25 protein-coding genes are annotated in these 24,228 nt (G+C 35.0%); 12 read left to right on the top strand and 13 right to left on the bottom strand.

Annotated features, from left to right (window positions below):
• Window position 1: 1 nt before the first annotated feature.
• The 5 genes from SJY30_RS15390 to SJY30_RS15370 form a co-directional block, all read right to left on the bottom strand.
• The gene (locus SJY30_RS15390) at window positions 2-2,413 is read right to left on the bottom strand and encodes a TonB-dependent receptor plug domain-containing protein (protein WP_396633014.1); all 2,412 of its coding nucleotides are present in this window, start codon (window positions 2,411-2,413) and stop codon (window positions 2-4) included.
• Window positions 2,406-3,134 (bottom strand): DNA repair protein RecO, encoded by a 729-nt coding sequence (gene recO / locus SJY30_RS15385; RefSeq protein WP_396633013.1) that lies wholly within the window; start codon window positions 3,132-3,134, stop codon window positions 2,406-2,408. Before recO ends, SJY30_RS15390 begins: the two co-directional genes overlap by 8 nt.
• Before the next feature lie 124 nt (window positions 3,135-3,258).
• Window positions 3,259-4,602 carry an NADP-specific glutamate dehydrogenase gene (gene gdhA / locus SJY30_RS15380; protein WP_396633012.1) on the bottom strand — a complete coding sequence of 448 codons (1,344 nt, stop codon included), beginning with the start codon at window positions 4,600-4,602 and terminating at the stop codon, window positions 3,259-3,261.
• 160 nt (window positions 4,603-4,762) lie between these two features.
• Window positions 4,763-5,917: a cystathionine gamma-synthase gene (locus SJY30_RS15375; protein WP_396633011.1), complete on the bottom strand. Its 1,155-nt coding sequence runs from the start codon at window positions 5,915-5,917 to the stop codon at window positions 4,763-4,765.
• Window positions 5,918-6,146: 229 nt separating this feature from the next.
• Window positions 6,147-6,686: a hypothetical protein gene (locus tag SJY30_RS15370; protein WP_396633010.1), complete on the bottom strand. Its 540-nt coding sequence runs from the start codon at window positions 6,684-6,686 to the stop codon at window positions 6,147-6,149.
• Between the two features lie 96 nt (window positions 6,687-6,782).
• Between SJY30_RS15370 and SJY30_RS15365 the strand changes: the two genes are divergently transcribed.
• On the top strand, window positions 6,783-7,526 hold the full coding sequence (locus SJY30_RS15365) for a DUF3298 and DUF4163 domain-containing protein (protein ID WP_396633009.1): 744 nt from the start codon (window positions 6,783-6,785) through the stop codon (window positions 7,524-7,526).
• Here the strand turns inward: SJY30_RS15365 and SJY30_RS15360 are convergent.
• The gene (locus SJY30_RS15360) at window positions 7,523-7,984 is read right to left on the bottom strand and encodes a DinB family protein (RefSeq protein WP_396633008.1); all 462 of its coding nucleotides are present in this window, start codon (window positions 7,982-7,984) and stop codon (window positions 7,523-7,525) included. The two genes, SJY30_RS15365 and SJY30_RS15360, sit on opposite strands and share 4 nt — an antisense overlap.
• Window positions 7,985-8,120: 136 nt before the next feature.
• Here SJY30_RS15360 and SJY30_RS15355 point away from each other — a divergent pair, with 136 nt between their 5' ends.
• Both SJY30_RS15355 and SJY30_RS15350 read left to right on the top strand, forming a co-directional pair.
• On the top strand, window positions 8,121-8,474 hold the full coding sequence (locus SJY30_RS15355; RefSeq protein ID WP_396633007.1) for an arsenate reductase family protein: 354 nt from the start codon (window positions 8,121-8,123) through the stop codon (window positions 8,472-8,474).
• Window positions 8,471-9,373: a DMT family transporter gene (locus SJY30_RS15350; protein WP_396633006.1), complete on the top strand. Its 903-nt coding sequence runs from the start codon at window positions 8,471-8,473 to the stop codon at window positions 9,371-9,373. Before SJY30_RS15355 ends, SJY30_RS15350 begins: the two co-directional genes overlap by 4 nt.
• Here SJY30_RS15350 and SJY30_RS15345 read toward each other — a convergent pair.
• Both SJY30_RS15345 and SJY30_RS15340 read right to left on the bottom strand, forming a co-directional pair.
• Window positions 9,370-9,987: a GntR family transcriptional regulator gene (locus SJY30_RS15345; protein WP_396633005.1), complete on the bottom strand. Its 618-nt coding sequence runs from the start codon at window positions 9,985-9,987 to the stop codon at window positions 9,370-9,372. The two genes, SJY30_RS15350 and SJY30_RS15345, sit on opposite strands and share 4 nt — an antisense overlap.
• A 110-nt stretch (window positions 9,988-10,097) precedes the next feature.
• Window positions 10,098-10,571 (bottom strand): acyl-CoA thioesterase, encoded by a 474-nt coding sequence (locus tag SJY30_RS15340; protein ID WP_396633004.1) that lies wholly within the window; start codon window positions 10,569-10,571, stop codon window positions 10,098-10,100.
• A 122-nt stretch (window positions 10,572-10,693) separates the two neighbouring features.
• Between SJY30_RS15340 and SJY30_RS15335 the strand changes: the two genes are divergently transcribed.
• From SJY30_RS15335 to trxA, 5 genes are all read left to right on the top strand, one after another.
• The gene (locus SJY30_RS15335) at window positions 10,694-11,668 is read left to right on the top strand and encodes an NAD(P)H-dependent flavin oxidoreductase (protein ID WP_396633003.1); all 975 of its coding nucleotides are present in this window, start codon (window positions 10,694-10,696) and stop codon (window positions 11,666-11,668) included.
• Between the two features lie 25 nt (window positions 11,669-11,693).
• A complete protein-coding gene (locus SJY30_RS15330) occupies window positions 11,694-12,656 on the top strand; it encodes a YheT family hydrolase (RefSeq protein ID WP_396633002.1) in 963 nt (320 codons plus the stop codon).
• A 157-nt stretch (window positions 12,657-12,813) separates the two neighbouring features.
• The gene (locus tag SJY30_RS15325) at window positions 12,814-13,293 is read left to right on the top strand and encodes a cytochrome c family protein (protein WP_036157311.1); all 480 of its coding nucleotides are present in this window, start codon (window positions 12,814-12,816) and stop codon (window positions 13,291-13,293) included.
• Window positions 13,294-13,429: 136 nt separating this feature from the next.
• Window positions 13,430-14,119 (top strand): DsbA family oxidoreductase, encoded by a 690-nt coding sequence (locus SJY30_RS15320; protein WP_396633001.1) that lies wholly within the window; start codon window positions 13,430-13,432, stop codon window positions 14,117-14,119.
• A gap of 44 nt (window positions 14,120-14,163) precedes the next feature.
• On the top strand, window positions 14,164-14,460 hold the full coding sequence (trxA, locus tag SJY30_RS15315) for a thioredoxin (RefSeq protein ID WP_396633000.1): 297 nt from the start codon (window positions 14,164-14,166) through the stop codon (window positions 14,458-14,460).
• On the opposite strand, the gene SJY30_RS15310 is transcribed toward trxA, so the two are convergent.
• Window positions 14,457-15,560 (bottom strand): lactonase family protein, encoded by a 1,104-nt coding sequence (locus SJY30_RS15310; RefSeq protein WP_396632999.1) that lies wholly within the window; start codon window positions 15,558-15,560, stop codon window positions 14,457-14,459. The two genes, trxA and SJY30_RS15310, sit on opposite strands and share 4 nt — an antisense overlap.
• A 161-nt stretch (window positions 15,561-15,721) precedes the next feature.
• Here SJY30_RS15310 and SJY30_RS15305 point away from each other — a divergent pair, with 161 nt between their 5' ends.
• The gene (locus tag SJY30_RS15305; RefSeq protein WP_396632998.1) at window positions 15,722-15,997 is read left to right on the top strand and encodes a hypothetical protein; all 276 of its coding nucleotides are present in this window, start codon (window positions 15,722-15,724) and stop codon (window positions 15,995-15,997) included.
• A 21-nt stretch (window positions 15,998-16,018) separates the two neighbouring features.
• Here SJY30_RS15305 and SJY30_RS15300 read toward each other — a convergent pair whose 3' ends face one another.
• A complete protein-coding gene (locus SJY30_RS15300; protein WP_396632997.1) occupies window positions 16,019-17,650 on the bottom strand; it encodes a SulP family inorganic anion transporter in 1,632 nt (543 codons plus the stop codon).
• Window positions 17,651-17,732: 82 nt separating this feature from the next.
• Window positions 17,733-18,707 (bottom strand): phytanoyl-CoA dioxygenase family protein, encoded by a 975-nt coding sequence (locus SJY30_RS15295; protein ID WP_396632996.1) that lies wholly within the window; start codon window positions 18,705-18,707, stop codon window positions 17,733-17,735.
• A gap of 146 nt (window positions 18,708-18,853) precedes the next feature.
• On the opposite strand from SJY30_RS15295, the gene SJY30_RS15290 reads away from it, so the two are divergent.
• Window positions 18,854-19,702 (top strand): helix-turn-helix domain-containing protein, encoded by an 849-nt coding sequence (locus SJY30_RS15290; RefSeq protein ID WP_396632995.1) that lies wholly within the window; start codon window positions 18,854-18,856, stop codon window positions 19,700-19,702.
• A gap of 124 nt (window positions 19,703-19,826) precedes the next feature.
• Window positions 19,827-20,354, top strand: a complete 528-nt coding sequence (locus SJY30_RS15285) for a DUF421 domain-containing protein (protein ID WP_396632994.1) — start codon at window positions 19,827-19,829, stop codon at window positions 20,352-20,354.
• 49 nt (window positions 20,355-20,403) lie between these two features.
• Here SJY30_RS15285 and SJY30_RS15280 read toward each other — a convergent pair whose 3' ends face one another.
• Window positions 20,404-21,318, bottom strand: a complete 915-nt coding sequence (locus SJY30_RS15280) for a nicotinic acid mononucleotide adenyltransferase (RefSeq protein ID WP_396632993.1) — start codon at window positions 21,316-21,318, stop codon at window positions 20,404-20,406.
• A 110-nt stretch (window positions 21,319-21,428) separates the two neighbouring features.
• Here SJY30_RS15280 and SJY30_RS15275 point away from each other — a divergent pair, with 110 nt between their 5' ends.
• On the top strand, window positions 21,429-22,430 hold the full coding sequence (locus SJY30_RS15275) for an NAD(P)H-dependent glycerol-3-phosphate dehydrogenase (RefSeq protein ID WP_036157330.1): 1,002 nt from the start codon (window positions 21,429-21,431) through the stop codon (window positions 22,428-22,430).
• Here the strand turns inward: SJY30_RS15275 and SJY30_RS15270 are convergent.
• Entirely contained in the window at window positions 22,427-24,094 is a 1,668-nt protein-coding gene (locus tag SJY30_RS15270; RefSeq protein ID WP_036157331.1) for a glycerol-3-phosphate dehydrogenase/oxidase, read from the bottom strand. The two genes, SJY30_RS15275 and SJY30_RS15270, sit on opposite strands and share 4 nt — an antisense overlap.
• Window positions 24,095-24,228 lie beyond the last annotated feature (134 nt).

Raw genomic sequence — 24,228 nt, 5'->3', positions numbered from 1 at the left:
TTTAAAAATGATATCCTACTCCAAGAATAACATTTAAACCCGGCGCAACTATACCAGATGAATATGTTCTATAGCGCTGATCGGTTATATTTTCTAGACTGGTAGTGACCTTAAAATTATTGGTAACATCATATTGAGAACGAAAATTTAAAGTATACCAAGATGGGGAAAACGGATTACCGTTTTCATCTACTGCATATATATATTCTTTAGCTTGTTCTGATACCGCCAAATCTTCGCTTGCTATCTCTCCGTTATAATTCAAAAATACATCTGTTCGTAAACGTTGATTTTTCCATACCACATGAAAATCACCAAACGTTGGTGCCGCATGACGCGCAGGAGTGTCAGACCCATCATCTTCCTCTTCAACGCCCTCTGTCAATGTTAAGTTAGACGATAACGACCATTGCTCGGTCAAATAAGCCTCCAATCCGAATTCAAAACCATAGACATAGGCTTTAGCCGCATTTTGAATCGCCTGTACATTGCTTAATTCACCACCATATTCAATTTCAGAAACGCCGTTATAACTAAAATCTCTTCTCACCAAAGCATCTACCAAATAAGTGTAATACGCCGTTCCTTTTAAAATAATCTTATCATTAATATTACGCTGAACCCCAATTTCAGCATTATAAGCATATTCAGGTTCCAAATCTGGATTTGGAACTACTACCGACCCAGGCTCTGAATCAAAAATCTTACCTACATCATCTATATTTGGAGCCCTAAAACCTGTAGATCCATTTAAAGTGACTTGCAAATTAGCTCTTGGAAACCAGCTAAAACCCAAACTCCCCGTTAATGCGCCTGTACTTAAATCTGCTGTATCAAAAGGGAAATCATAAAAAGTATCATCAAATACCGCATCTACCCAAACATGGCTATACCTTAAGCCTGACATGATCGTGAAATTAGGTTTTGCTTTGTATTCCCCATTTACATAACCTGCCAAACTTTGCCAAGTAGAACCATCTGGATATCTGGAAGCCGCATTTGTTTTTTCCTCAGTTACAATATTAAAGTCATTTCCTGTAGACCTTACCTTGTTATAAATATACTCCGTACCATAATACAGTTTAAAATCTCCAATTTTCTTATTCTCAAAGTCTAAATTAAAGTTTACAGCATCTACTTTTTCTTTGTTAGTATTTCTTATCTCATCTTGAAAATCCCTATTAATTCTGCTTTCCTCAAAATGCTGATATGCCAAACCTAACTTTAAACCATCAATAACTTTTCCGTTTCCTTTTTTCTGTACTTGGGCATTACCCATAAACCACCTTTGAGGACCATAGTACCATTCTGATGAACGCAAGCCCAAAGCATCGCTTGCTGGTCTTATCAACCTATCATATCTAGAATAGTCTGACGTTTCAGTATAATATGCCCCTAAGTTTAAATTCCATTTGGCATTCGGTTTATACAGAAATTTTTGCATTAAATTCAGTTGATCATACCCCGTTGGCACTTGCTTTTTAGGAGAATCATTTACTACCAACTCATCAATACCATTTACGGTTTGTACGTATGTATTTCTTAAATAAGAATCTGGACCGTGTGATCCCATTCTTAAATCTTGAAAATTATTATAGGTCACACTAGTTAGCGAAGACCATGTTTTTTTTCCTAAATTAATATCTGCATGAAGGGTATTTTCCATGTTTGCCGATGCAAACCTATAATTGGCATTACCATGCACCAAGAGACTATCATTCTCAGATAATATTGGTTTTTTAGTGTAAAAATTCATCACACCGCCAATGGCATCGCTACCATAAATAACGGAACCCGGGCCAAATATGACCTCTGTATTTTTAATGGTAAAAGGGTCTATGGATATTACATTTTGGACATTACCTCCTCTAAATATGGCATTGTTCATTCTTACTCCATCTACCGACAACAGTAATCTATTAGTAGCAAAACCACGTATCATTGGACTACCACCGCCCATTTGACTTTTTTGCACAAAGACCTTACCACTATTTTGAAGCAAATCTGCAGAAGTCTGAGGTGCTGAAAAGGCTATAGACCTGGCATCCAAAGAAATTATTCTATTTGGGATATCTCTCTTTTGCTGTTCCCATTTAGAAACCGACATTACCACTTCATCTAATTGTTGAGCCTTCATTATTAAGTAAGCCCTTTTTCCTTGTCTTAGCAGTTGTATTTTTGTGGTTTTAAATTCTTGATAACCAATATGTTTTAAGGTAATGCGCTCTTTACCCATAAATACAGAAGCATCAAAAACCCCATCAAAATTTGATAATGCAATCTTAGATTTATCTTTATTGTATACGGCAACATTAGAAATCTCTTCTCCATTATCGGCATCTAAAACGACAATCTCTTGAGCATTTCCAAGACAACAACATAAAAAAAGTGTTATAAATAAATACTTATACATATGTATTGAAAACTTCATTTAAAACGGCAAGCGACTTTGGTTTCCTAAACCCCTGTAAATGCAATTCAAAATAAAGTATTAGGGATTTCAGTAATTCTTGGCGATTGGCTTTTTTCATCTTTACGGTATGCATTGCATCAAAATTTGTGCCCAATAAGGTTTTGAAATAATAAATATTTTCGCCTCTCAACATAGGATTCAATGATTCCACTGCCGCAAATTCACCTTCTAACAAATCAAAATAAGGCTTATCTATCTGATATACATCTGGGTAAAAACCTAAATACCGTGTCAATGACAACATAAAATAGAGATGAAAATTAGCAACATCCTTATGTATATCCAACCATTGTAATGATGCTTCTAGAAACTGAAACAAATCTTCGTTCATTTCCTCCTCACGAATACTATTACTCAATAGCTCTGCCAAGAACAGGGTCATGGCGTTTTTAGCCATATCTGCATATAATGTTTGATAATGATAGAACACCTTTGCTTCTTTCAGTGTTTCTAAAGTACCCTTGTTTTTGTGATTGGCTACAATCTCTAGCTGAGTTAAAGGCTGAAAATAAGCAGCCTTCAATTTCCCTTTTTTAGAAGACAACACACCACGTAATAGATAAGATTTAATTCCGTCAGATGCTGTAAAGGCTTTTACAATTAGGCTTGTATCCCCATATTTTAATGCAGAAAATACTATCGCCTTTGTGGTTACCTGCATATTATAACATCTGTTTCAACAAAGATAGTTGATTGAAGTTTGGTAATGAAAAGGTATAAAAAAATGCGAGGCTCTACTACAGAACCTCGCATTACAAATTTATATGCTTTAGTTAATCTAATTTCTAGATTACCCCTTGTGCAAGCATTGCGTCTGCAACCTTAACAAAACCAGCAATGTTAGCTCCTTTTACGTAGTTACAGAAACCATCTTCTTCTTTACCGAATTCAATACAAGAATCATGAATATCTTCCATAATATCTTTTAAACGCTCATCTACTTCTTCACGTGTCCAGCTAATTCTTAATGAATTCTGAGACATTTCCAATCCAGATGTTGCTACACCACCAGCGTTTGAAGCTTTACCAGGTGCAAACAATATTTTTGCGTTATTGAACTCATGAACAGCATCGGTATTACAAGGCATATTTGCACCTTCTGCAACACACATACAACCATTTTTCAATAAGTTTTTAGCATCTTGTTGATCCAATTCGTTTTGAGTAGCACATGGTAATGCAATATCACATTTAACATCCCACGGAGTTTTACCCTTATGAAATTCTGCAGATGGATATTTATCGGCATATTCAGAAATACGACCTCTTCTATTATTCTTAAGGTCCATTACATAAACAAGCTTCTCATCATTAATGCCATCTTTGTCGTAGACATAACCACTAGAATCTGAAAGGGTTACCACTTTTGCACCTAATAAAATTGCTTTTTCAGCAGCATACTGTGCAACATTACCTGATCCAGAAATTACTACCGTCTTACCATCAAAACTTTCGTTTTTGGTCTTCAACATACTTTGTGCAAAATATACAGTACCGTAACCTGTTGCTTCTGGTCTAATTTTAGAACCACCCCAAGAAAGTCCTTTACCTGTTAATACACCGGTAAACTCATTTCTAATCTTCTTGTACATACCAAAAAGGAACCCAATTTCACGGGCACCAACACCAATATCACCTGCAGGCACATCTGTATTTGGACCAATATGTCTATTTAATTCTAACATGAAGGCATGGCAAAAACGCATTACCTCATCATCAGATTTTCCTTTAGGATCAAAATCAGAACCACCTTTACCACCACCCATTGGTAATGTTGTAAGACTGTTCTTAAATACTTGCTCAAAAGCCAAGAATTTTAAGATACTTGCATTTACGGTAGGGTGAAAACGTAAACCACCTTTATATGGTCCAATAGCAGAATTCATTTGAATTCTATAACCTCGGTTAACGTGAATTTCACCATCATCGTCTACCCAAGCAACTCTAAAAGAAATTAAACGCTCTGGCTCAACCATTCTTAAAAGAATGTTCTTACCATTATATATGTCTTGACTTGCAATATATGGTATAACTGTTTCTGCAACTTCTTGCACCGCTTGAATGAATTCTGGCTCATGTCCATTTCTGGAAATAACCTCGTCCATAAATGCTTTTATTTTATTCTCCATAAAGCTATTTAAACTTATTTAAATTATTGATTTCAAAATATAACGTCAAAATTATGCTATTTGTGTAATTTGAATGCTTATTTTTTTAAAATTCGATAAAAATTGTTGTTTTGACAACAAACTACCTATACTTGCTACATTTAATTTAACATTTAAGCCATTATCCTATCGCTTGTTCTATATCTTCAATTAAATCATCAACATCTTCAATACCAACACTTAATCTTATCAAAGCATCTACCACACCACTACTAAGTCGTTCTTCTTTTGGAATACTTGCATGGGTCATACTTGCAGGGTGACCAGCTAAGCTTTCTACACCTCCTAAAGACTCTGCTAACGTAAATACCTGTAACTTTTCTACAATCTTAATCGCATCTTCATAACTACCTCCTTTAGGCACGAATGAAATCATACCTCCAAAATCTTTCATCTGCTCTTTTGCGATAAGATGATTAGGGTGATCTTCAAAACCTGGCCAGTATACTTTTTCAATTTTAGGATTGCCTTTAAGGTATTCTGCTATTGCTTTTCCATTCTCACAATGGCGTTGCATACGTACATGCAATGTTTTTATTCCTCTTAAGACCAAAAAACTATCCATAGGTCCACAAACGGCACCACTTGCGTTTTGTATGAAATAGAGCTTTTCTGCCAATTCTTTATCTTTTACCACTAAAGCACCAACAACGGTATCGCTATGACCACCGAGATACTTGGTAGCGGAATGCATAACTATATCTGCACCCAATTCTAAAGGCTTTTGTAAATATGGGGTAGCAAATGTATTATCTACCGCTAGCAAAATTTCAGTATTCACAGTTAAAGCAGCTATCGCTTTAATATCTATAATATTCATCATTGGGTTAGTTGGTGTTTCTACCCAAATTAATTTTGTCCTTGAATTTATTTGTTTTCGCACAGCATCTGATCCTTCCATTCCAACAAAATGAAAAACGATACCAAATTTTTCAAATATCTTTTTGAATATTCTGTACGTACCTCCATATAGGTCATTTGTAGAAATTACTTCATCTCCCGGCGCCAATAATTTAATGACCGCATCTATTGCCGCAATACCACTACCAAAAGCTAAACCATATTCTCCCCCTTCTATACTTGCCAATGAATTTTCTAATGCAATTCTTGTTGGGTTGGCACTTCTAGAATATTGATATCCCTTATGACCTCCTGGTGTAGTTTGTGCATAAGTTGAAGTTTGATAAATTGGTGGCATAACCGCTCCATAAGCCTCATCTGGTTGCTGACCTCCATGTATGGTCTTGGTATTAAATTTTAAGTTTTTAGAAGCCATATTCAAGTATTTACAACGTTTAGCTATGCGAAGTGCGGTAATAAGAAAACTTTTCTTTTCCGTCTACGCACGAAGCTAAAGCTTATTGTTTAGTTTTATTTTTTCTTGTTCAAAGCTAAATCCATAAGATTTAGCGACTTTATAAACCTGCCGGCAGGCAGGTATACACAGACCTTTCGATTTTGCCTGACACCCGTATTGTTTATATGTTGTGTTGTACGCACGCTTTTTAGTCAGCTGAATACCATTCTTTTTCCACCTTGTTATAATGATAGTCATAGCCATAATAAGATTTAAACCCTATAGAAAAATTTTCATTTTCATAGAGTTTGTAATTGTACTTTGTCCCAATACTTGTTCTTTCTGGCAAATCAACATTTGCTTCATTTTCAAGTTCAGTTAATGATTTAGGATAAGAACCATTTCTCTCTTTATAAGCCTCAACTATTTCAACTATAGCAACTCCGTTATGTTTTGAATTCTCAATTTGCCATTCTCTAATTGGATTTGAAACTAACCAAATAAAAAGTAACTGAATAATCGATATTATAAAATAGTATTTAAATTTTGTTGATTGCTTTATGTCAATGACAATTGATATTACAAGACCTATTAATAATACAATTAATAGGAAAATTAAATAAAAAAACAGTCCAAATCCTAATTCCCAAACAAAGGAAAAACTCCAGACATATAACACTAAAAACAGAAAGGATAAAATGCCAAAAAGTACTAGAGTAAACTTTTTTGGGTCCGAAATAATTTTCAATTGGTTTTATTTTTCAGCTTGCGTACATCACAAATGTATCGTTATCTTTCGGGGAATACAATGAAGCTGTATTTTTACATTAAATCTAATCTTTCCATGAAATCTAAGCTTACCTGCCTACTCCTTTGTTTTTTATTTTTTGCCTGTAACAACAAGAATTCTGTTTCTTTTGAACCCTTAATTATTGCAACGGATTCTTGTGAGAATTGTACGTCTGTACGTATAGAAATTCCAAAAGCGAACGGAGCAACAAAACTTAGCAAAACCATTAACGATGCCTTAGAAGGTGAAATTATTGCATTACTAAATTTTTATGAGGAGAGTAATGCACAAAACCTCGAAGAAGCAAAAGAGACATTTCTTAATGATTATGAGGAGGTAAACGGAAAATTTTCAGAAGAATCTATGCCTTGGGAAGCTACTGTTGAAGGGAATATCACTTTTGAAAACGAAAGTATCATCACCATTAAGTTAGCATCTTACATCTTTACAGGTGGGGCACACGGCTATGGCACCAACAGATTTCTCAACTTTGATAAAATAAGCGGTAAAGAGTTATATCAAGAAGATTTGTTCAACAGCTTAGACGATTTTAAAACGTATGCCGAAACACTTTTTAGAAAACAAGAAAACATACCCACAGAAGGTTCTATAAACGATACCGGTTTTATGTTCGAAACAGAACGTTTTTATTTACCCGACAATATGGGGTATACAGAAAACGGACTACTCCTATTTTATGAACCGTACGAAATAGCATCTTTTGCAGATGGTCCAGTTATATTGACCATACCTTACGAAGAAGCAAATACTTTTTTAAAGTACCCGAGTAAACCTTAAGTCAACTGTTTTAACAAAAGAGCGATTTGCCCAATATGAAGCCCTTCGTGAAATAAGTTAAAGGCAATTGCATCATCTACATTTTTGAGTGTTACACGCGCACTTGTGGTATACTCATTAAAATTTTGAAAGAGCGAAGTTTCGTAATCTTCTTTTAGCCATTCTGCCGTTGAAATCAAGAAATCTGCCACCATCATCATTTCCTCTTCTGTTGCCGTACCATCTGGTACGGTACCTTTTGCGAATTTGGCAACCAGTTCATTAGGTATGCGCATTTGAAGACCACTGAATTTATATATCAACACTTGCTGGGTCGCTATAGTATGTGCGATATTCCAATAGACATTGTTATTGAAACCTGCCGGAATTTTTAGTAACTTTTCTTTCGGAGTCTTAGTTAATATCGCATGCAGGTTTTTACGATTTTGCAACATTACCTCATATATATTCTCTGTCATCATTTCATATTTTATGCTTGGTAAAAATAGCACAATTAATGATATTTAGGTTTCTTTGTATTTCCAAAGTATACATCAAACAAAGGTGTTTTACTTTCGGAAAGACTAAAAAGCATCTTCCTTACAAATCATACCCATGAAAAAAATATATCACTTAAGCACTTGTTCTACTTGCCAACGTATCATTAAAGAATTGCAACCTCTTTCTGATTTTGAACTTCAAGACATAAAAACAGAACCTATAACCACTTCTCAACTTGAAGAAATGCATAAGCTTTCTAACAGCTATGAAGCGCTATTCAGTAAAAGAGCTGTTTTGTACCGAGAACGTAACCTTAAAGAACAAAACCTTTCTGAAGACGATTTTAAAGCGTTGATTATAGAACAATACACTTTTTTAAAACGACCAGTGATCATTGTTGATGAACAAATATTTATTGGTAATAGTAAAAAAGTGGTTGAAGCCGCTAAAACGGCAATTCATTCGTGAGTAAAAGACTGTTAGCCATATTTGCCGCTATTGGAGCTACAACAATATATGCTTTAAACCACACCATTGCAAAAGGGGTTATGCCCCACTATGTGCAACCCTTCGGGTTTATTATTCTTAGAGTTCTAGGTGCTGCAATTTTATTTTGGTTGATTTCCCCTTTAGGACCAAAAGAACGTATTGACCGTAAAGATTATCTTAGAATGCTAGTTTGTGCGTTATTGGGCATGGCTTTTAACATGTTGGTTTTCTTTAAAGGCCTATCGCTTTCAACTCCAATTAATAGTGCAGTATTGATTACAACTTCACCAATTATTGTACTAATATTGTCTGCGGTCATTTTAAAGGAAAAAATTTCCAGTAGAAAAATCATTGGTATTACAATAGGCCTGCTAGGTGCACTAGGTCTCATATTATTTAGTGCTGAAGTTAGACAAGACGCCCCCAATATTCCCCTTGGCAATTTTCTGATTTTTTTGAATTCTATGTTTTATGGATCTTATTTGGTACTTGTTAAAGTGCTGATAAGCAAGTATCATCCGTTTACATTTATGAAATGGTTATTTTCTTTAGGTGTGCTCATTTGCCTTCCTTTTGGATATCAAGGATTCATGGAAATTTCTTGGAGCACATTACCTTTTGAGGCTTATTTTGGAATTGGCTTTGTAATTATAGGAACCACTTTTTGCACATACCTATTCAATATTTTTGCGCTCACCCAATTGAAAGCTTCTACATTAAGCGCCTTTGTTTACGTACAACCATTATTAGGTATAGCTTATGCAGTTCTAACAGGTCAAGATTCTATTACAACCCTTAAAATTGTTGCCGCTTGTTTTGTATTAGTTGGTGTGTATCTTTCTAGCAAAAAACCTAAAAGACCACTACAAGAGAATTAAACATGCGATTGCTTTGCGTTTTCTAAATTCAAGGTCAACAATTCGACAGCTTTGTTTTCATCACGGTGATGCATAGCGGATACCAGATCAAGATGCTCTTGCAAAATTATATGTAAAGGTCTATTTAACCCGACCAAATCCATAAATGACAATATTTTAGCCGACTTGTACATTTGATACAATGTTCTATTACCACAATTTTTGACAATATACTCGTGAAAATATCGGTCAATTTTATAGAACACATATCCGTTTTTTGGTCCACTTTCAAATGGTACCAAAAGACTTCTTAAATCGTCAATTTTAGATTGCGGGGCATTGCATGTAAATAATTTTACCGCCATGGTTTCCAACGCAATTCTACAATCGAACATTTCTGTGATTTCTTGTTCACACAATTCTCTAACTGAAAGATCATGATCTAAACTACCTACTAAAAGACTTTCTTGTTTTAATTGTAATAGTACTACTGGCACAGTATCATCTTTAATATTTAAAGTATGTGTCAGCCTATGTTCGGTAATGAGTTGCCCTGGAACCAATTTTTTGGTTACAATCAATTTTTTTACTTTACCATAGGTTTCTTTAAAAATTTCTTCTGGTAGACTGACCATTAAATATAAATGTTAGCGTTGTTGGTTATTATAACTTAACAGTCAAAGAGGGGGGTACTAACTGTAATTCATTCGAATATTTAAAAATAAAAAAATTAACACTATAATTCTTATATATGTTTAGGAATTTTCAAAAATCGTCTTGTATCTTGCTTGGTCAAAACCTTGAAACCATCTGCTTTTTCTAGCTCACTGAACCTACTTAACAATTCTTCAACTAGACCTGTTAGTTTTCTTGATTTTAAATCGATCCAAGCGCCCATCATTTCGCAACGCGCTATATTTTCTCCTTTTTCGTTATAAAAATCATGATTGAATTCAAAAAACTTTCCATCTTCACTCAATCCTTTTACTTCCAAAGAAACTTTAATCACATTTCCTAAAAAGGCTTCCTTAAAATAATACATATGTTCATAAAATGCCACGGGACCTATTTTATAGTCTACCATAGTCTTTTGATCAAAACCAAGTTCCATTAAAAAAGCCAATCTTGTGTGGCTCATAAAGTTGACAAACGCAGAATTCGCCAAATGACGATTCGCATCAATATCACTCCACCGTACTTCAAAATCCTTTGTATACATTCTAATATTTTTTGCTATGCATGCATAATACTTTATAAAAATACCATAGTTTTGAAATGTAAGAACTAAAGAACATCGTTTTTTATAGTTATTTTTAAATCACGTTCAAAATTCACATCACTATGTCAAATAAACCCGCATTCATTAAAGAGTTATCCTTGCCTGCAGTTGCAGCACCAATGTTTTTAATTTCTGGACCACAATTGGTTATTGAATGTTGTAAAAATGGCATAGTTGGTACTTTTCCTGCATTGAACCAACGTACTAGCGAAGGTTTTGAAGAATGGCTTATTGAAATAAAATCTGCCTTAAAGACCTTTGAGGAAGAAACAGGTAAGAAAGCTGCTCCGTTTGGTGTAAATTTAATTGTACACGCAACAAACCCAAGATTAGAAGCAGATGTAAAATTATGTGTTAAGCACAAAGTACCATTGATCATTACTTCGTTAGGTGCTGTTTCTGAAGTAGTAGATGCTATTCACAGTTATGGTGGTCTGGTTTTTCACGATATTATTAAAAAGCGTCATGCAGAGAAAGCAGCCGAAGCCGGTGTGGACGGATTAATACTTGTAGCTGCCGGTGCCGGTGGTCATGCAGGTACGATCAACCCAATGCCATTGGTTGCTGAAATAAAGAAATTCTACCATAAGACTATTCTTCTTTCAGGTTGTATTAGTACCGGGAGAGACATTGCATCTGCCCTACAAATGGGTGCTGATTTAGCTTATATGGGTACCAGATTCATAAATACAAATGAAAGCAAAGCCACCCCTGAATATAGACAGATGATTATTGATGCAGGTGCCAGCGATGTGGTTTATACCGCTTCAATTTCTGGTGTACACGCCAATTTTTTAGGTGCTAGTTTAAAAGCTGCGGGTATCACAGAAGAAGACCTTAAAAAAGATGTAAAAATTGATTTTGGAAAAGAAATGAATACTGAAGCCAAAGCTTGGAAAACCATTTGGTCTGCAGGTCAAGGTTCTGCACTCATTGACGATTCCATAGCTGTAACTGAATTAGTATCTCATTTAAAAACGGAATTTAAAGAGGCTATAGAAGAGCAAATTAAAGTTTTGGAAATATACCCTAAGTAAATATCATTTTAGCTTTTACAAATAGATGCCTTTAATTGACTCTACATATGATCCGCCATTGTTTTTCAAGAGCGGACACCTATCTACCATATATTCAGGTTTAGTCAGAAAAGTAGATGAATTAGAGCAAATTCGAATTCGGATCACCCTACCAGATTCTGATTTTTTAGACACGGACTGGAGCTATGCTTCATCTCCATCCCAAAAATTGGTTATCATAATCCATGGTCTGGAAGGAAGTTCAAAGAGAGCCTATATTAAAGGTAGTGCTAAAGTTTTAACACAATCTGGCTATGACGTTTGCGCCATTAATTTAAGAGGATGCAGTGGTACCGCCAATAAACTATTCAGGTCTTACCACTCTGGAGCAACCGAAGATTTACAAGCGGTTATTGAACATGTTCTAAATTTAGATGAATACCAAAGTATTTACCTTCATGGTTTTAGCCTTGGTGGCAACCTACTTTTAAAATATTTAGGTGAAAAAAGAGAAAGGGCTACAGAAATTAAAGGAGCAGTTGCCATTTCAGTGCCTTGCCAATTGGCAGATTCACTGCACCAGTTACTTCAGTTTAAGAATGCAATTTATGCCAAACGGTTCAAGGGAAACCTCATAAAAAAACTAAAGCTAAAGCAAGAATTATTTCCTAACCTTATTACAAATTCAGATATCGAAAACATTAAAACACTTAAAGATTTTGATGATTTTTACACCAGTAGAGCACACGGTTTTAAAGATGCTATGGACTACTATGCCAAAAGTAGCAGTCTTCAGTTCTTAAACAAGATCAAAGTACCTACTCTAATAATCAATGCACTAAACGATTCTTTTTTAGGGCCCCAGTGTTATCCTATAGAAATTGCCAAACACCACAGCAAACTTTTTCTTGAAATGCCTAAATATGGTGGTCATGTTGGTTTCTACGGCATCAATAACTTAACATACGCGGAGCAGCGTACATTAGAATTCTTAGATAATATAAACTAAGGTTAGCGCACAAATATAAAATCGCTCGCACAAATTGTTACTTACTTAAAAATATTAGTTAAAAACTTAACTACATACATATTAAAACATACTTCAACCCGCAAAAATTCATATATTAGTTGCTCATTTACAGACAACACTTAAAAGATAGTAACGTATGCGCAAATTATTCACTTTATTAGCTCTTAGCACAATGATCATTAGTTGTGGTGAGAAAAAGGAAGAGAAAAAAGATGGTTTTGAAATGAACAGAACCAAAAAAGAAGTTAAAAAAGAAACGGCAAGTGAAGGCGTTCCTGTTGATTTAGATAACAAAGGTGTTGGTCCGATAACCAGCGTTACTTTTGACGAGGCAGTAAACGAAGAAATGGCCGCTGCAGGTAAAGAAAAATTTCAAGCTATATGTACGGCTTGCCATATGGCAGAGCAACGTATGATCGGTCCGGCATTGAAAGGTGTTTACGAACGTAGAAGCCCAGAATGGGTAATGAACATGATTATCAATCCTGATAAAATGTTGAAAGAAGATCCTATTGCTAAAGCATTATTGAAAGAATACAACAATGCAATTATGCTTAATCAGAATTTAAATGAAGAGGAAGCTCGTAACTTAGCAGAGTATTTGCGTACGCTATAAAGTTAAACGCCAACCTAATATCGAAAACCCTTTCATGACCATGAAAGGGTTTTCTTTTTACCAATTACTCGTTGTCATTTTATAAAGTATGTTTTTACTACTTTTTACGACCAATTAGGTACTAAATGATTGATATATGCAAAACGATAAAATAAAAATAGATATAGTTTCTGATGTTGCTTGCCCATGGTGTTATGTTGGTAAGAAAAGATTAGAAAAAGCAATAAAAGAATGGGATGGCGCCGAGATAGAAATTGAGTGGCACCCATTTCAATTAGATCCAAATATACCAAAGGAAGGACTAGACAGGGATACTTACCTTACCAATAAATTTGGTAGTGTAGACGGACCTCTGGAAATGACGAAACGTTTAGAAGAAAGCGGAAAAGAAGAAGGTATCAACTTCAACTTTGGAAAGGAATGGTTGGCGGTAAATACATTACCGTTACATCAACTTTTACATGTGGCAGGTGAAGAGGGTTTTAAAGATGCTTTGAAAGAACGTTTTATGAAAGCATACTTTGATGAAAATCTTCATTTAAACGATTTTGCCGTTCTAAGTTCCATTATGGCAGAATATGATTGGACGGCAGAAAAAACAGAAAAAGTTATAAATGACGACGCTATTGCCTATGCAGTAAAACAAGAAATTGCGCATTACCAGCAACGCGGTGTCAACAGTGTGCCTTTCTTTATTATCAATGACAAGTTCGGTATTAGTGGTGCACAACCACCCGCAGCTTTTCTAGAAGCTTTTCAACAAGTAGCACCATTAAAAATAATCGCTACGGGTGATAGTTGTGATCCTTCTACAGGAATTTGCTAATTCAATACTAGCTAAAAATTATTATTAATTATAAAACAAAAGATATGAAAGCATCATTTTCTGATATCATCAAAGGGGACACTCCAGTTTTAGTAGACTTTTTTGCTGACTGGTGTGGACCTTGTAAAACGCTAGCTCCTATTCTAAAGGACGTGAAAACCGATTTAGGAGACGCTATTAAAGTCGTAAAAATCGACGTAGATAAAAATCAAACATTGGCATCTCAATACCAAGTTAGAGGTGTGCCTACCATGATTCTTTTTAAAGATGGAAAGAAGGTTTGGAGACAATCTGGGGTAGTGCCAAAAAATGACTTATTACAAATTATAAATTCTAATTAATAGAATTTTAAACATACTGGACTAGGCAAATCAACTTGGCTTACAAAACGTAGAGTGCCATTTACTGCATCTCTATTAAAAACAACAATATTGTTGCTACGTTGATTTGCTACCAGTACATATTTACCAGTGGGGTCAATAGTAAAGTTTCTTGGCCAATCGCCCTTAACAGACGCTCTACCTACCAATTCTAATTTTCCAGTAGTATCATCTACCTTGAATATTACTACTGTATTCTCCCCTCTATTTGTTCCATATAGAAATTTACCATCTGGTGATAAATGAAGATCGGCACAAAAACTCTCACCTTCAAAATCTGATGCTACAGTATCATACGTTTGTTTACCATAATACTTTCCATCTTCTTTCTGAAACATGGTAATAGTAGAGTTTAATTCATTGATTACATAAAGAAATTCTGCATCATTAGAAGCAACAAAATGTCTTGGTCCAGCACCTTCAGCAACCACCAACTCTTTTTGATCGCTTGGAACAAAATTATTATTGGACGCTGTGTACTTTTTAATTCGGTCAAGACCTAAATCAGACACCATTAATTCTCCGTTTAAGAACGATGCCATATGTGCATGAGCTTTCCTAGTAGAATCCAAAACTTTATGATCTATAATTTGAGGAGAAGGTTTTAGATTTCCATTTTCCAAAGCATTATATATTGCCACATTACCACCAGAGTAGTTTGCTGCTGCCACTAGATTGCCATCATTACTTACACCTACAAAACATGGGTTAGCGCCATGTGTAGATTGTTCTTCTACATATATAAGAGAAGTATCCTTTACTCTGAATGTGGTAATTGACCCATCGTCCTTTTTATAATCATCTACTTCGCTTACGGCATATAAAGAATTTCTATCCGGAGAAAATGATATGTAAGATGGGTTTTTCATCTTAGCAACTAAAGTTTGGTTTGTCAATTCACCGGTACCTAAGTTTAAATTGAATTTATATATTCCCTCACTGCCATTATCCGTATACGTTCCTACGAAAAGAACTTCTTCGTTTTTAGATTCTTCCACCTTACAACTGTTTAAAATAATCAATCCGATAATTGCGATAAGCAAACTTACTTTACTATTCATATTTCCGATACTCTAATCTATTAAAACTCTACTCCATAAAGAGAAAAATCAATCTTGCACTAAAATCAATAAATGTATTAAAGAATTGTTCAAAAAATAAGAATAATTCAATTTTATGTAACAAAAACTTCGAATTTACTACAAATAAGAAAGAAAGAACGATGGGATACGGCGGACAACCAATGAAAGTAATAAAGGCAAATAGGGCGCTACTTAAAAAAAGTAAAAGCTTTAGAGATTTGCGTAAAGATTATCTAGACTACTCGAAAGAAACTAAATTACATTTTAAACAACTTACAGCTGTAGAACGTAAAGTGGTACGTGATAAAATAATAGCTCAAGCTAAAAAAGACAACATTCAAGAAATAGGAACTTACATCCTTTCCATAACAATAGTCTTAGCAGTTTTTTATGCTATCTATATGTATGTATTATAACAAGCGCCCATATGCAGGCTATTATAACCCCCACAACTTAAATGGATTTTTAGTTTCGGGTTCATCTTCTTTAGATTTTGAAAGAGGCTTGTCTACCATAACCTTGTAGGTAGGATCTTCCATAACATTTACATCTATGATATCATCTGCGGCAGCTAATAAACGTATACAGTCATTACTCAAGTGACGTAAATGAACTTTTTTACCCACTTGAGCATAGCGTTCTGTAATCTTGTTTAAAGCCTCTATACCGCTCATATCTGAAACACGACTTTCCTTGAAGTCAATTATCACCTCACTTGGATCACCTTGCACATCAAATTTTTCATTAAAAAGCGTAGTTGAGCCAAAGAACAAAGGACCATATATTTCATAATGCTTTACCCCGTTTTCATCTACATATTTTCTTGCTCTAATTCTCTTGGCACTTTCCCATGCAAATACCAATGCCGATATAATTACCCCTATTAATACCGCTAATGCCAAATTATGAAGTACTACGGTAATTAAAGTAACCAATATCATTACAAAAATATCTGACTTTGGCATTCTTCTTAAAGCCTTGAAACTTGCCCACTCAAATGTACCTACGGAAACCATTACCATAACACCTACCAATGCCGCAATAGGTACCAATTCTATTACCGGTGCACCAAACAATATGATCAGCAATATGGTCAAAGCAGCAATGATACCAGATAATCTTGCCCTTGAACCTGCTGACAGGTTTACCAAAGTCTGTGCTATCATTGGGCAACCACCCATACCACCAAAGAAACCGTTCAAAATATTCGCGCCTCCTTGTGCCAAACACTCTCTGTTACTGTTACCTTTTGTATTGGTAATCTCATCTACCAAGTTCAAGGTTAACAATCCTTCGGTAAGTCCTACCGCTGCCATTATTAATCCGTAAGGTAAAATGATTTTAAAGGCTTCAAGGGTAAAGGGAATAGTCGGGATATGAAAAGAAGGCAGCGATCCGCTAAGTGACTTCAATTTTTCTCCCGGTAACGTATCTTGATTGATAATGTCTACTACCTGTTTGGTTTCTATATCTAAAAAGTACACTATTAGAAAAACTACAATAATCCCTATCAATGAAGCCGGTACCGCTTTAGTAAGTTTAGGAACAAAAACGATTATTGCAATGGTAAACAGCACCAAGCCAACCATAGTATATAATGTTGTACCTGTTAACCAAACCGCAGCATCGCCTACGCCAACTTTGAATTGATCCATTTGTGCCATAAAAATAATAATGGCCAAACCATTAACAAATCCAAACATTACAGGCTGAGGCACTAAGCGAATAAATTTACCAAGCTTTAAAAAACCAACGATCAATTGAAAAACACCTGCCAAAGCAACTGCTGCAAAAACATATTCCAAACCATGAGAGTTCATTAATGCCATTAGCACAACTACCGTTGCCCCGGCACCACCAGAAATTAAACCTGGTCTTCCACCAAAAATCGCCGTGACCAAGCCCATGATAAAAGCACCATACAAACCTACTAATGGCGAAAACCCAGCAAGAATAGCAAACATCAATGATTCTGGGATCATTGTCATTGCAACTGTTAATCCTGCTAAAATTTCATTTTTATAATCTACTTTCTGATTGAAATCGAAAATATTGAGGTACTTCTGCATGCCCGATGAATTTAAGGGCGCAAAAATAAGTCATATTTATTGCCCTCGCCACTAACTAGCAGATTATTACCATATTATCTCTCTACCAGTCTTTTAGCCCTAGTAATTTCTCTCCTAAAGGTGATAATTTAGCAGTATCATATTTGGTTTGCTCCCATTTACGTGGGTCACCCGGAAATGCATACCCTTCTGGGGCTATTTTGTTCTTCCAAGAATTGACTCTCCAATGACGCATTTCTTCATTTTCAGGCTCTGCTGGCATCATTGAAATATACTGCGCTATACGAACTTTATCTTTTGATTTATTGGGTCTTATACCATGAGGTTCGGTACTATTGAAAATTAACAGATCACCTGCCTTCATTTTCACTTTTACTATTTTATCTTCCAAACCATCTAACGAAGGCTGAAAACAATCTCTATCTTCTGGTTGTGTCAATTTCCAAGAATCGTAATTACGGTATAACCAAGGTATACATTGAAAGCCTCCCATATTCTCGTCATCTTGGTCAGCTAATGCCAATACCCCTTGTACGTTTTGTGGCTTGGTCTCAGGGTCATAATCCCAATGAATGAATCCTTTCTTATCTACCCCTGGTGGTAACGGGAAATTTAAATTTGCCCTATCTATTGTCACCCAAAGTTCTTCTGTTCCCCAAACATCTACAAAAGCATCATATACTCTTTGCGTTTGTCTATTGTTCCATAAATGTTGATGGTTGTAAACCTCAACCATACCTGTACCTTTCAACTCTTTCATTTGCATTTCTGCTCTTGGTGGTGCATACCATGTTGAAGAATCCGTAGGACTCTTTTCATCAAACTCCCAAAGAAAATCTGCCGTAGCTTTTGCTTGCTCCAAGGGTACTGCATTCTTTATTACGATATATCCATTTTCCATCCAGAATTTCCAATCTTCCTCGCTGAGTACACGAAGTGGTTTACCGTTAGATCGATCATTCAATTTTTGCTTACTGCTTGTTGCCGTTGACGGATTTCCAGGTATTTCTTTATGCGCTTTATTACCTTGTTCAACCTTATTGTTTATTTGCTGCATAGTACATTAATTTTAAGTTATTGTATAAAGCAAAACTACTGAGGGTAAGCATTTTGGGCTACCGTAATATTGACCTAAATTTGAACAATATTGATTTTATAGCTACTCCATATAGAATTTATATGCAATTTTGTTACATTTAGCCCATGAAGATTGAACTAGAATCCATTGATCCCGCATCTAAAAGTCCGTTCAGACTATTACATGACCCCAAGTTGAGCCATCTTTTTTATTGGCATTTTCATCCTGAATATGAAATCGTTTATATTGAAGGTGCTAATGGAACAAGACATGTAGGCGATCATATTTCTGAATACGAAGAAACCGATTTGGTTCTTATAGGATCTAACATACCACATTTAAATTTCGATTACGGAGTAAAGACTTCCTACAGAGAAGAAGTTTTACATATTAAACCTTCATTTAAGAGCACTTTTGTAGATCCTATACCTGAATTAAAAAATTTAAATAGACTATTAGACCTTTCTAGATACGGCATTGCTTTTCACGGAGAAACTAAAAAAGTGGTAGGTGAATTACTAAAGGAGCTACATACCCTAAAACCTTTTGAATATTTTATGGCAATCATGAATATTCTTAAAAGACTTTCTCAAAGTAATGAGTTTGAATTGCTACACAAGAGACCTTATAAGAATAAATACAGTAAAAAGGAGCAAAGTAGAATTCGTGATATTTATGCCTTGATCGATGAACGCTACCAAGGTAAAATATCGGTTGATGAGGTCGCTAAATTCTGTAATTTAACCAAGCCTGCTTTTTGTCGCTATTTTAAAAAAGCCACGGGTAGTACTTTTATAGAGTTTTTAAATCAATATCGTATCAGTCAATCTAAACGTTTATTGCTTACCGGCAAGAATGTAAGCGAAACATGTTTTGAATGCGGATTTGAAAGCCTCTCCTACTTCAACAGGACCTTTAAGAAAGTAACAGGGGAAAATCCATCAGCATTTAAAAAGAGATTGCAGCGCGATTAAATGAACTAGAACTCTATGTAATAGAGGAAACAATTAAAACGAGATACTGTTATTTTTAGAAGAGTACATTTTTAACTTGAATCCATACTTTAAATGGACCAGGTAAAACTTCTAAAATTTAACTATGGAAATTTTTGACTCGCTTTCACTAAAAACAGTTTTGCAAATATGTGTAGCTGCGGTTTTTATCTATTTATACATGATGTTCATTACACGCGTAACAGGCAAAAGAACATTCGCTAAAATGACCAGTTTTGATTTTGCCGTTACTATTGCCATGGGATCAATCTTAGCCGATGCGGTCAACAAACCTGTTGCAAGCTTAATGCCCGCTATGGTTTCTATAGCATTACTTGCGGGCCTACAAGCTTTATTCGCTAAGCTGTTATCATCGTCTAATGCAGCACAAAAAGTAATAACCAATAGCCCAATTCTTCTAATGAAAAATGGTGCCATTTTAAAAGAAAATTTAAACAAAGCATTAGTAAGCAAAGCAGACCTTATGGGAAAACTTAGAGAGGCAAATGTTTTACAATTGTCACAAGTAAAAGCCGTTATATTTGAAACTACTGGAGATATATCGGTTCTTCATTCAGATAAGCCTATAGATATTGATGCTGTTATTGTAGAAGACGTTAAATCTACCGTATAAAAAATGCCCTATTACAAATAGGGCACTTTTGAGACAATCAACCTAAAAACTATTTTGCCTTCTTACGTTCTACATTCATAGTAGGGTTAGAAGATTTTATTCTTTTCTTATTTTCTGAACCTTTTGCAGATTTTAAATACTCTTGGTATCCTCTACCTCTAAATTCATAAGTTGTACCGCTATCTGGGTGATACAATTCTATAGTAGCATCGTTAATAACATATAATTCAAAATAATCGTTACCAAAGAAATCATAATCTAAGGTCAACGTTTTTAATGAGTTGTCTCCTTGTACATCATAGACTTGATATTCTCCTTCAAAATCCCACTGTAAATTAGAAACATTAGTATTCGGCGCATTTACTGAAGACCTGAAAAAGTTTGGTAAAAACTGCAAGTAATTTTCGTTGTCAAAGTCATTTAACGCTCCTGCTTCACTGGTATATATTTTCTCCCAAGCATCATATTCCTGTATGAAATAATTGATGTTGTCATAGAAGACCGTGTCATAATCAAAATTGTTAGTCTGGTATCCTATTAAGTAATAAGAGGTATCTGTACTAGCATCATACAATTCTATAGTATTATTATTTACCGCATACACTTCCAAAAACCAAGACCCGTCAATATCATGAGCAATATCTACCGTACCTCTTAGTGTACCATAAGTACCTACATCAATACCATAGCCACCACCTGTTTTACCAATTCCCACGATATTATTATTCGCATAAAGCACTCCGCGATCAAAAGAAACCGTAAATGCCCTTTGTAAAAAAGGCACCTCGCCATTACCACTAGTTGCATTAATATCTACATACCATAAATCATAACTTTGTAAAACTTGATCGGTATTGAATGCAGACTCTTCTATAAAATCATCTTCAATAATTACTTCTGTATAACAAGAAACCATTAAAGTTGCCAATAGGAAATATCCCGTAAGTAGTTTTAGTGTTTTCATAAGATTTCATTTAATAGGTTGTCTAACTAGAAACAATCTCCATGCCAAAATTTTTACAGGACTGATTCTAATCATATGATGATCATACAAATAATTGGTAAATTTGCACCATGAACGAGAATGCGAAATTTGCGGTTTTAGGTGGTGGAAGTTGGGCTACGGCTATTGTGAAAATGCTGACTAATAACCAAGAAAAAATTGGCTGGTATATGCGTAATACCGATGCTATTGCCCATATTAAAACTCAAAAGCACAACCCAAATTACCTTACTTCTGTAGAATTTAAGACAGAACAATTGGTGTTGACAAGCGATATTAATGAAGCTGTTAATTATGCCGATGTTTTAATTTTTGCAATACCTTCTGCTTTTTTGGTTGGTGAGTTAGAAAAACTAACGGTTTCGTTGAAGGATAAAATCATCTTTTCAGCCATTAAAGGTATTGTACCAGAATCTGGATTGATAGTAGGCGAGCATTTTCATAACACGTACGAGATACCTTTTGAAAATATAGGTGTTATTACCGGTCCTTGCCATGCTGAAGAAGTGGCTATGGAACGGTTATCTTATTTAACCATTGCTTGCGCAGATACAGAAAAGGCAGAATTGGTTGCCAATAATCTTGCCAGTAATTATATTAAAACCAGCATTAGTAAAGATATTATTGGCACTGAATATGCTGCTATGTTAAAGAATATATATGCTATAGCGGCGGGTATTGCCCACGGATTGGGTTATGGAGATAATTTTCAAAGTGTATTAATGAGTAATGCCATACGTGAGATGAAACGGTATACCAAGCGTATTCATAAAATAGACCGTAACATTAATAAATCTGCTTATTTAGGCGATTTATTAGTAACCGGTTATTCAATTTTTAGCCGTAATAGAATGTTCGGTAATATGATCGGTAAAGGTTACACCGTAAAAAGCGCACAAATGGAAATGAGTATGATTGCCGAAGGATATTATGCCGCCAAAAGTGCTTATAACATAAAAGAGAACTTTACAAAAAAGGTCAAAACTCCTATCATTGACGCTGTTTATAAAGTTCTCTATGAAAACAAGAATCCTAAAAAGGTGTTTCTTGATTTAACCGATCAATTAGATTAACGTCTTTCTAATGAGAAATCTGAATGTTCTTTTAATTCTTCATTCAAGGTTGTTCTCCATTCTTCAACTACGTCATCCGTTACTTTGAACCTATTCTGAAACTCTGCCATCAGCGGTTCCATTAGTGTTCTAATACTATCTATATCAAAATATAGCCTACCGGTTCTTCTAATGAAGAAATCCATAGGGGTTTGCACCATTTCATAATCAATACCGAAAGCCAATTCTGCTTTAGCTAAACGCACATATTTATCCGCTTCTACAATACCCTTATAATTTTCAAGAATTGTCTCTGTTTGCTTACCATAGTTGGTCACTAAAAACCAAGCATCGTGCTTTGTAAAACCTTCTTCTTTAATTTGGTCATATACCTCATCAATGTATTTTTTTACATGTTTGAATTTCTTGAAATCTACATTTCCACATAGAAATATTTTCTCTGTGTAACATTCTTTTAATTCGGTATCGTAATCCTCTTCCATCTTCTTGGCAATACGATCTACTACTCTTTCTGCCATTTTACGGTAGCCTGTTAATTTACCACCTGCAATACTGATTAAGCCTGTATCTGAAACAAAAATCTCATCTTTTCTAGATAGTTCTGAAGCAGATTTACCTTCCTCGTGAATTAGTGGGCGCAGACCTGCCCATGAAGAAACAATATCTTCTAGCTCAAGATTGATATCAGGAAACATATTATTAACCGCAGAAATTAAATAAATAGCATCTGCAAGATCTGTTTTCACCTTATTCTTATTATCATTATAATTGGTATCTGTTGTACCTACATAAGTGATTTTACCTCTTGGTATGGCGAACATCATTCTACCATCTGGTATGTCAAAATAACAGGACTGCTTAACAGGCAATTTTTCATACGGAAATACTAAATGCACCCCTTTGGTCAAATGAAGCTGTTTCCCTTTTTTAGAATTATTTAGGCTTCTTAACTCATCTACCCACGGACCAGCTGCACTGATGACATATTTCGACTTAATGGTAAATTCTTTACCCGTAACCGTATCAATTGCTTTAACACCGGCAACTTTATCGTTTTCATAAACAAACTCATTCACCTTTGCATAGTTCAATGCCTGAGCACCGAACAAAAGACTAGTCTTTATATTTTCTATGGTTAAACGCGCATCATCTGTTCTATACTCTGCATAATAACCAGCACCGTTCAAAATCTTCTTTGGTAATAAAGGTTCCAATTTTAAGGCTTCCTTCTTTTCTAGCATTTTTCGCTTATCATCACCTGTAACCTGAGCAAGAATATCATATACCTTAAGACCAATAGATGTTAACCATTTACCGTAAGAACCATTTTCTATTAATGGCAATAACATTTTTTCAGGCAGTACTAAATGAGGAGCCAATTTGTGAACAATGGCACGTTCAGACCCTACTTCTTTTACCAACCAAAAATCGAACTGTTTTAAATATCGCAATCCACCATGTATTAGTTTGGTAGATTTACTACTGGTACCAGAGGCAAAATCCCCTTTTTCCAATACGGCTACTTTTAAACCACGTGATGCAGCATCTAATGCAATACCGCCACCGGTAATTCCTCCTCCTATAACCACCAAATCAAAATCTTCTGATTCTAGGTGGTCTATCGTATTTTGACGTTCTAAATTGGTAAATTTTATATTCTTCATCACTAGATGTCTTTTTAATTTGAAACGGTAATTTTCGTCGGATAAGAACGAAAACCTAACATAATTAGGCAAAGATAGAACTAGTCATATGCTATTCTATGCTCTAAAAAATTAATAAATTGTAAAATTGGTAT

Source organism: Maribacter sp. R86514 (assembly GCF_044597005.1).
In the GTDB taxonomy this organism is placed as follows: Bacteria; Bacteroidota; Bacteroidia; order Flavobacteriales; family Flavobacteriaceae; genus Maribacter.
The sequence above is the reverse complement of the archived record's forward strand: the minus strand, read 5'-3'. Positions and strand labels throughout refer to the sequence as shown.

Excerpts from the sequence above, each read along its gene's own strand:
- SJY30_RS15365 (WP_396633009.1), top strand. The coding sequence starts at position 6,783 with ATGAAATCTAAGCTTACCTGCCTACTCCTTTGTTTTTTATTTTTTGCC.
- SJY30_RS15290 (WP_396632995.1), top strand. The coding sequence starts at position 18,854 with ATGAAGATTGAACTAGAATCCATTGATCCCGCATCTAAAAGTCCGTTC.
- trxA (WP_396633000.1), top strand. The coding sequence starts at position 14,164 with ATGAAAGCATCATTTTCTGATATCATCAAAGGGGACACTCCAGTTTTA.
- SJY30_RS15325 (WP_036157311.1), top strand. The coding sequence starts at position 12,814 with ATGCGCAAATTATTCACTTTATTAGCTCTTAGCACAATGATCATTAGT.
- gdhA (WP_396633012.1), bottom strand. The coding sequence starts at position 4,602 with ATGGAGAATAAAATAAAAGCATTTATGGACGAGGTTATTTCCAGAAAT.
- SJY30_RS15390 (WP_396633014.1), bottom strand. The coding sequence starts at position 2,413 with ATGTATAAGTATTTATTTATAACACTTTTTTTATGTTGTTGTCTTGGA.
- SJY30_RS15305 (WP_396632998.1), top strand. The coding sequence starts at position 15,722 with ATGGGATACGGCGGACAACCAATGAAAGTAATAAAGGCAAATAGGGCG.
- SJY30_RS15360 (WP_396633008.1), bottom strand. The coding sequence starts at position 7,984 with ATGACAGAGAATATATATGAGGTAATGTTGCAAAATCGTAAAAACCTG.
- SJY30_RS15300 (WP_396632997.1), bottom strand. The coding sequence starts at position 17,650 with ATGCAGAAGTACCTCAATATTTTCGATTTCAATCAGAAAGTAGATTAT.
- SJY30_RS15285 (WP_396632994.1), top strand. The coding sequence starts at position 19,827 with ATGGAAATTTTTGACTCGCTTTCACTAAAAACAGTTTTGCAAATATGT.
- SJY30_RS15270 (WP_036157331.1), bottom strand. The coding sequence starts at position 24,094 with ATGAAGAATATAAAATTTACCAATTTAGAACGTCAAAATACGATAGAC.
- SJY30_RS15275 (WP_036157330.1), top strand. The coding sequence starts at position 21,429 with ATGAACGAGAATGCGAAATTTGCGGTTTTAGGTGGTGGAAGTTGGGCT.
- SJY30_RS15295 (WP_396632996.1), bottom strand. The coding sequence starts at position 18,707 with ATGCAGCAAATAAACAATAAGGTTGAACAAGGTAATAAAGCGCATAAA.
- SJY30_RS15375 (WP_396633011.1), bottom strand. The coding sequence starts at position 5,917 with ATGGCTTCTAAAAACTTAAAATTTAATACCAAGACCATACATGGAGGT.
- SJY30_RS15340 (WP_396633004.1), bottom strand. The coding sequence starts at position 10,571 with ATGTATACAAAGGATTTTGAAGTACGGTGGAGTGATATTGATGCGAAT.
- SJY30_RS15355 (WP_396633007.1), top strand. The coding sequence starts at position 8,121 with ATGAAAAAAATATATCACTTAAGCACTTGTTCTACTTGCCAACGTATC.
- SJY30_RS15330 (WP_396633002.1), top strand. The coding sequence starts at position 11,694 with ATGCCTTTAATTGACTCTACATATGATCCGCCATTGTTTTTCAAGAGC.
- SJY30_RS15345 (WP_396633005.1), bottom strand. The coding sequence starts at position 9,987 with ATGGTCAGTCTACCAGAAGAAATTTTTAAAGAAACCTATGGTAAAGTA.
- recO (WP_396633013.1), bottom strand. The coding sequence starts at position 3,134 with ATGCAGGTAACCACAAAGGCGATAGTATTTTCTGCATTAAAATATGGG.
- SJY30_RS15310 (WP_396632999.1), bottom strand. The coding sequence starts at position 15,560 with ATGAATAGTAAAGTAAGTTTGCTTATCGCAATTATCGGATTGATTATT.
- SJY30_RS15320 (WP_396633001.1), top strand. The coding sequence starts at position 13,430 with ATGCAAAACGATAAAATAAAAATAGATATAGTTTCTGATGTTGCTTGC.
- SJY30_RS15280 (WP_396632993.1), bottom strand. The coding sequence starts at position 21,318 with ATGAAAACACTAAAACTACTTACGGGATATTTCCTATTGGCAACTTTA.
- SJY30_RS15335 (WP_396633003.1), top strand. The coding sequence starts at position 10,694 with ATGTCAAATAAACCCGCATTCATTAAAGAGTTATCCTTGCCTGCAGTT.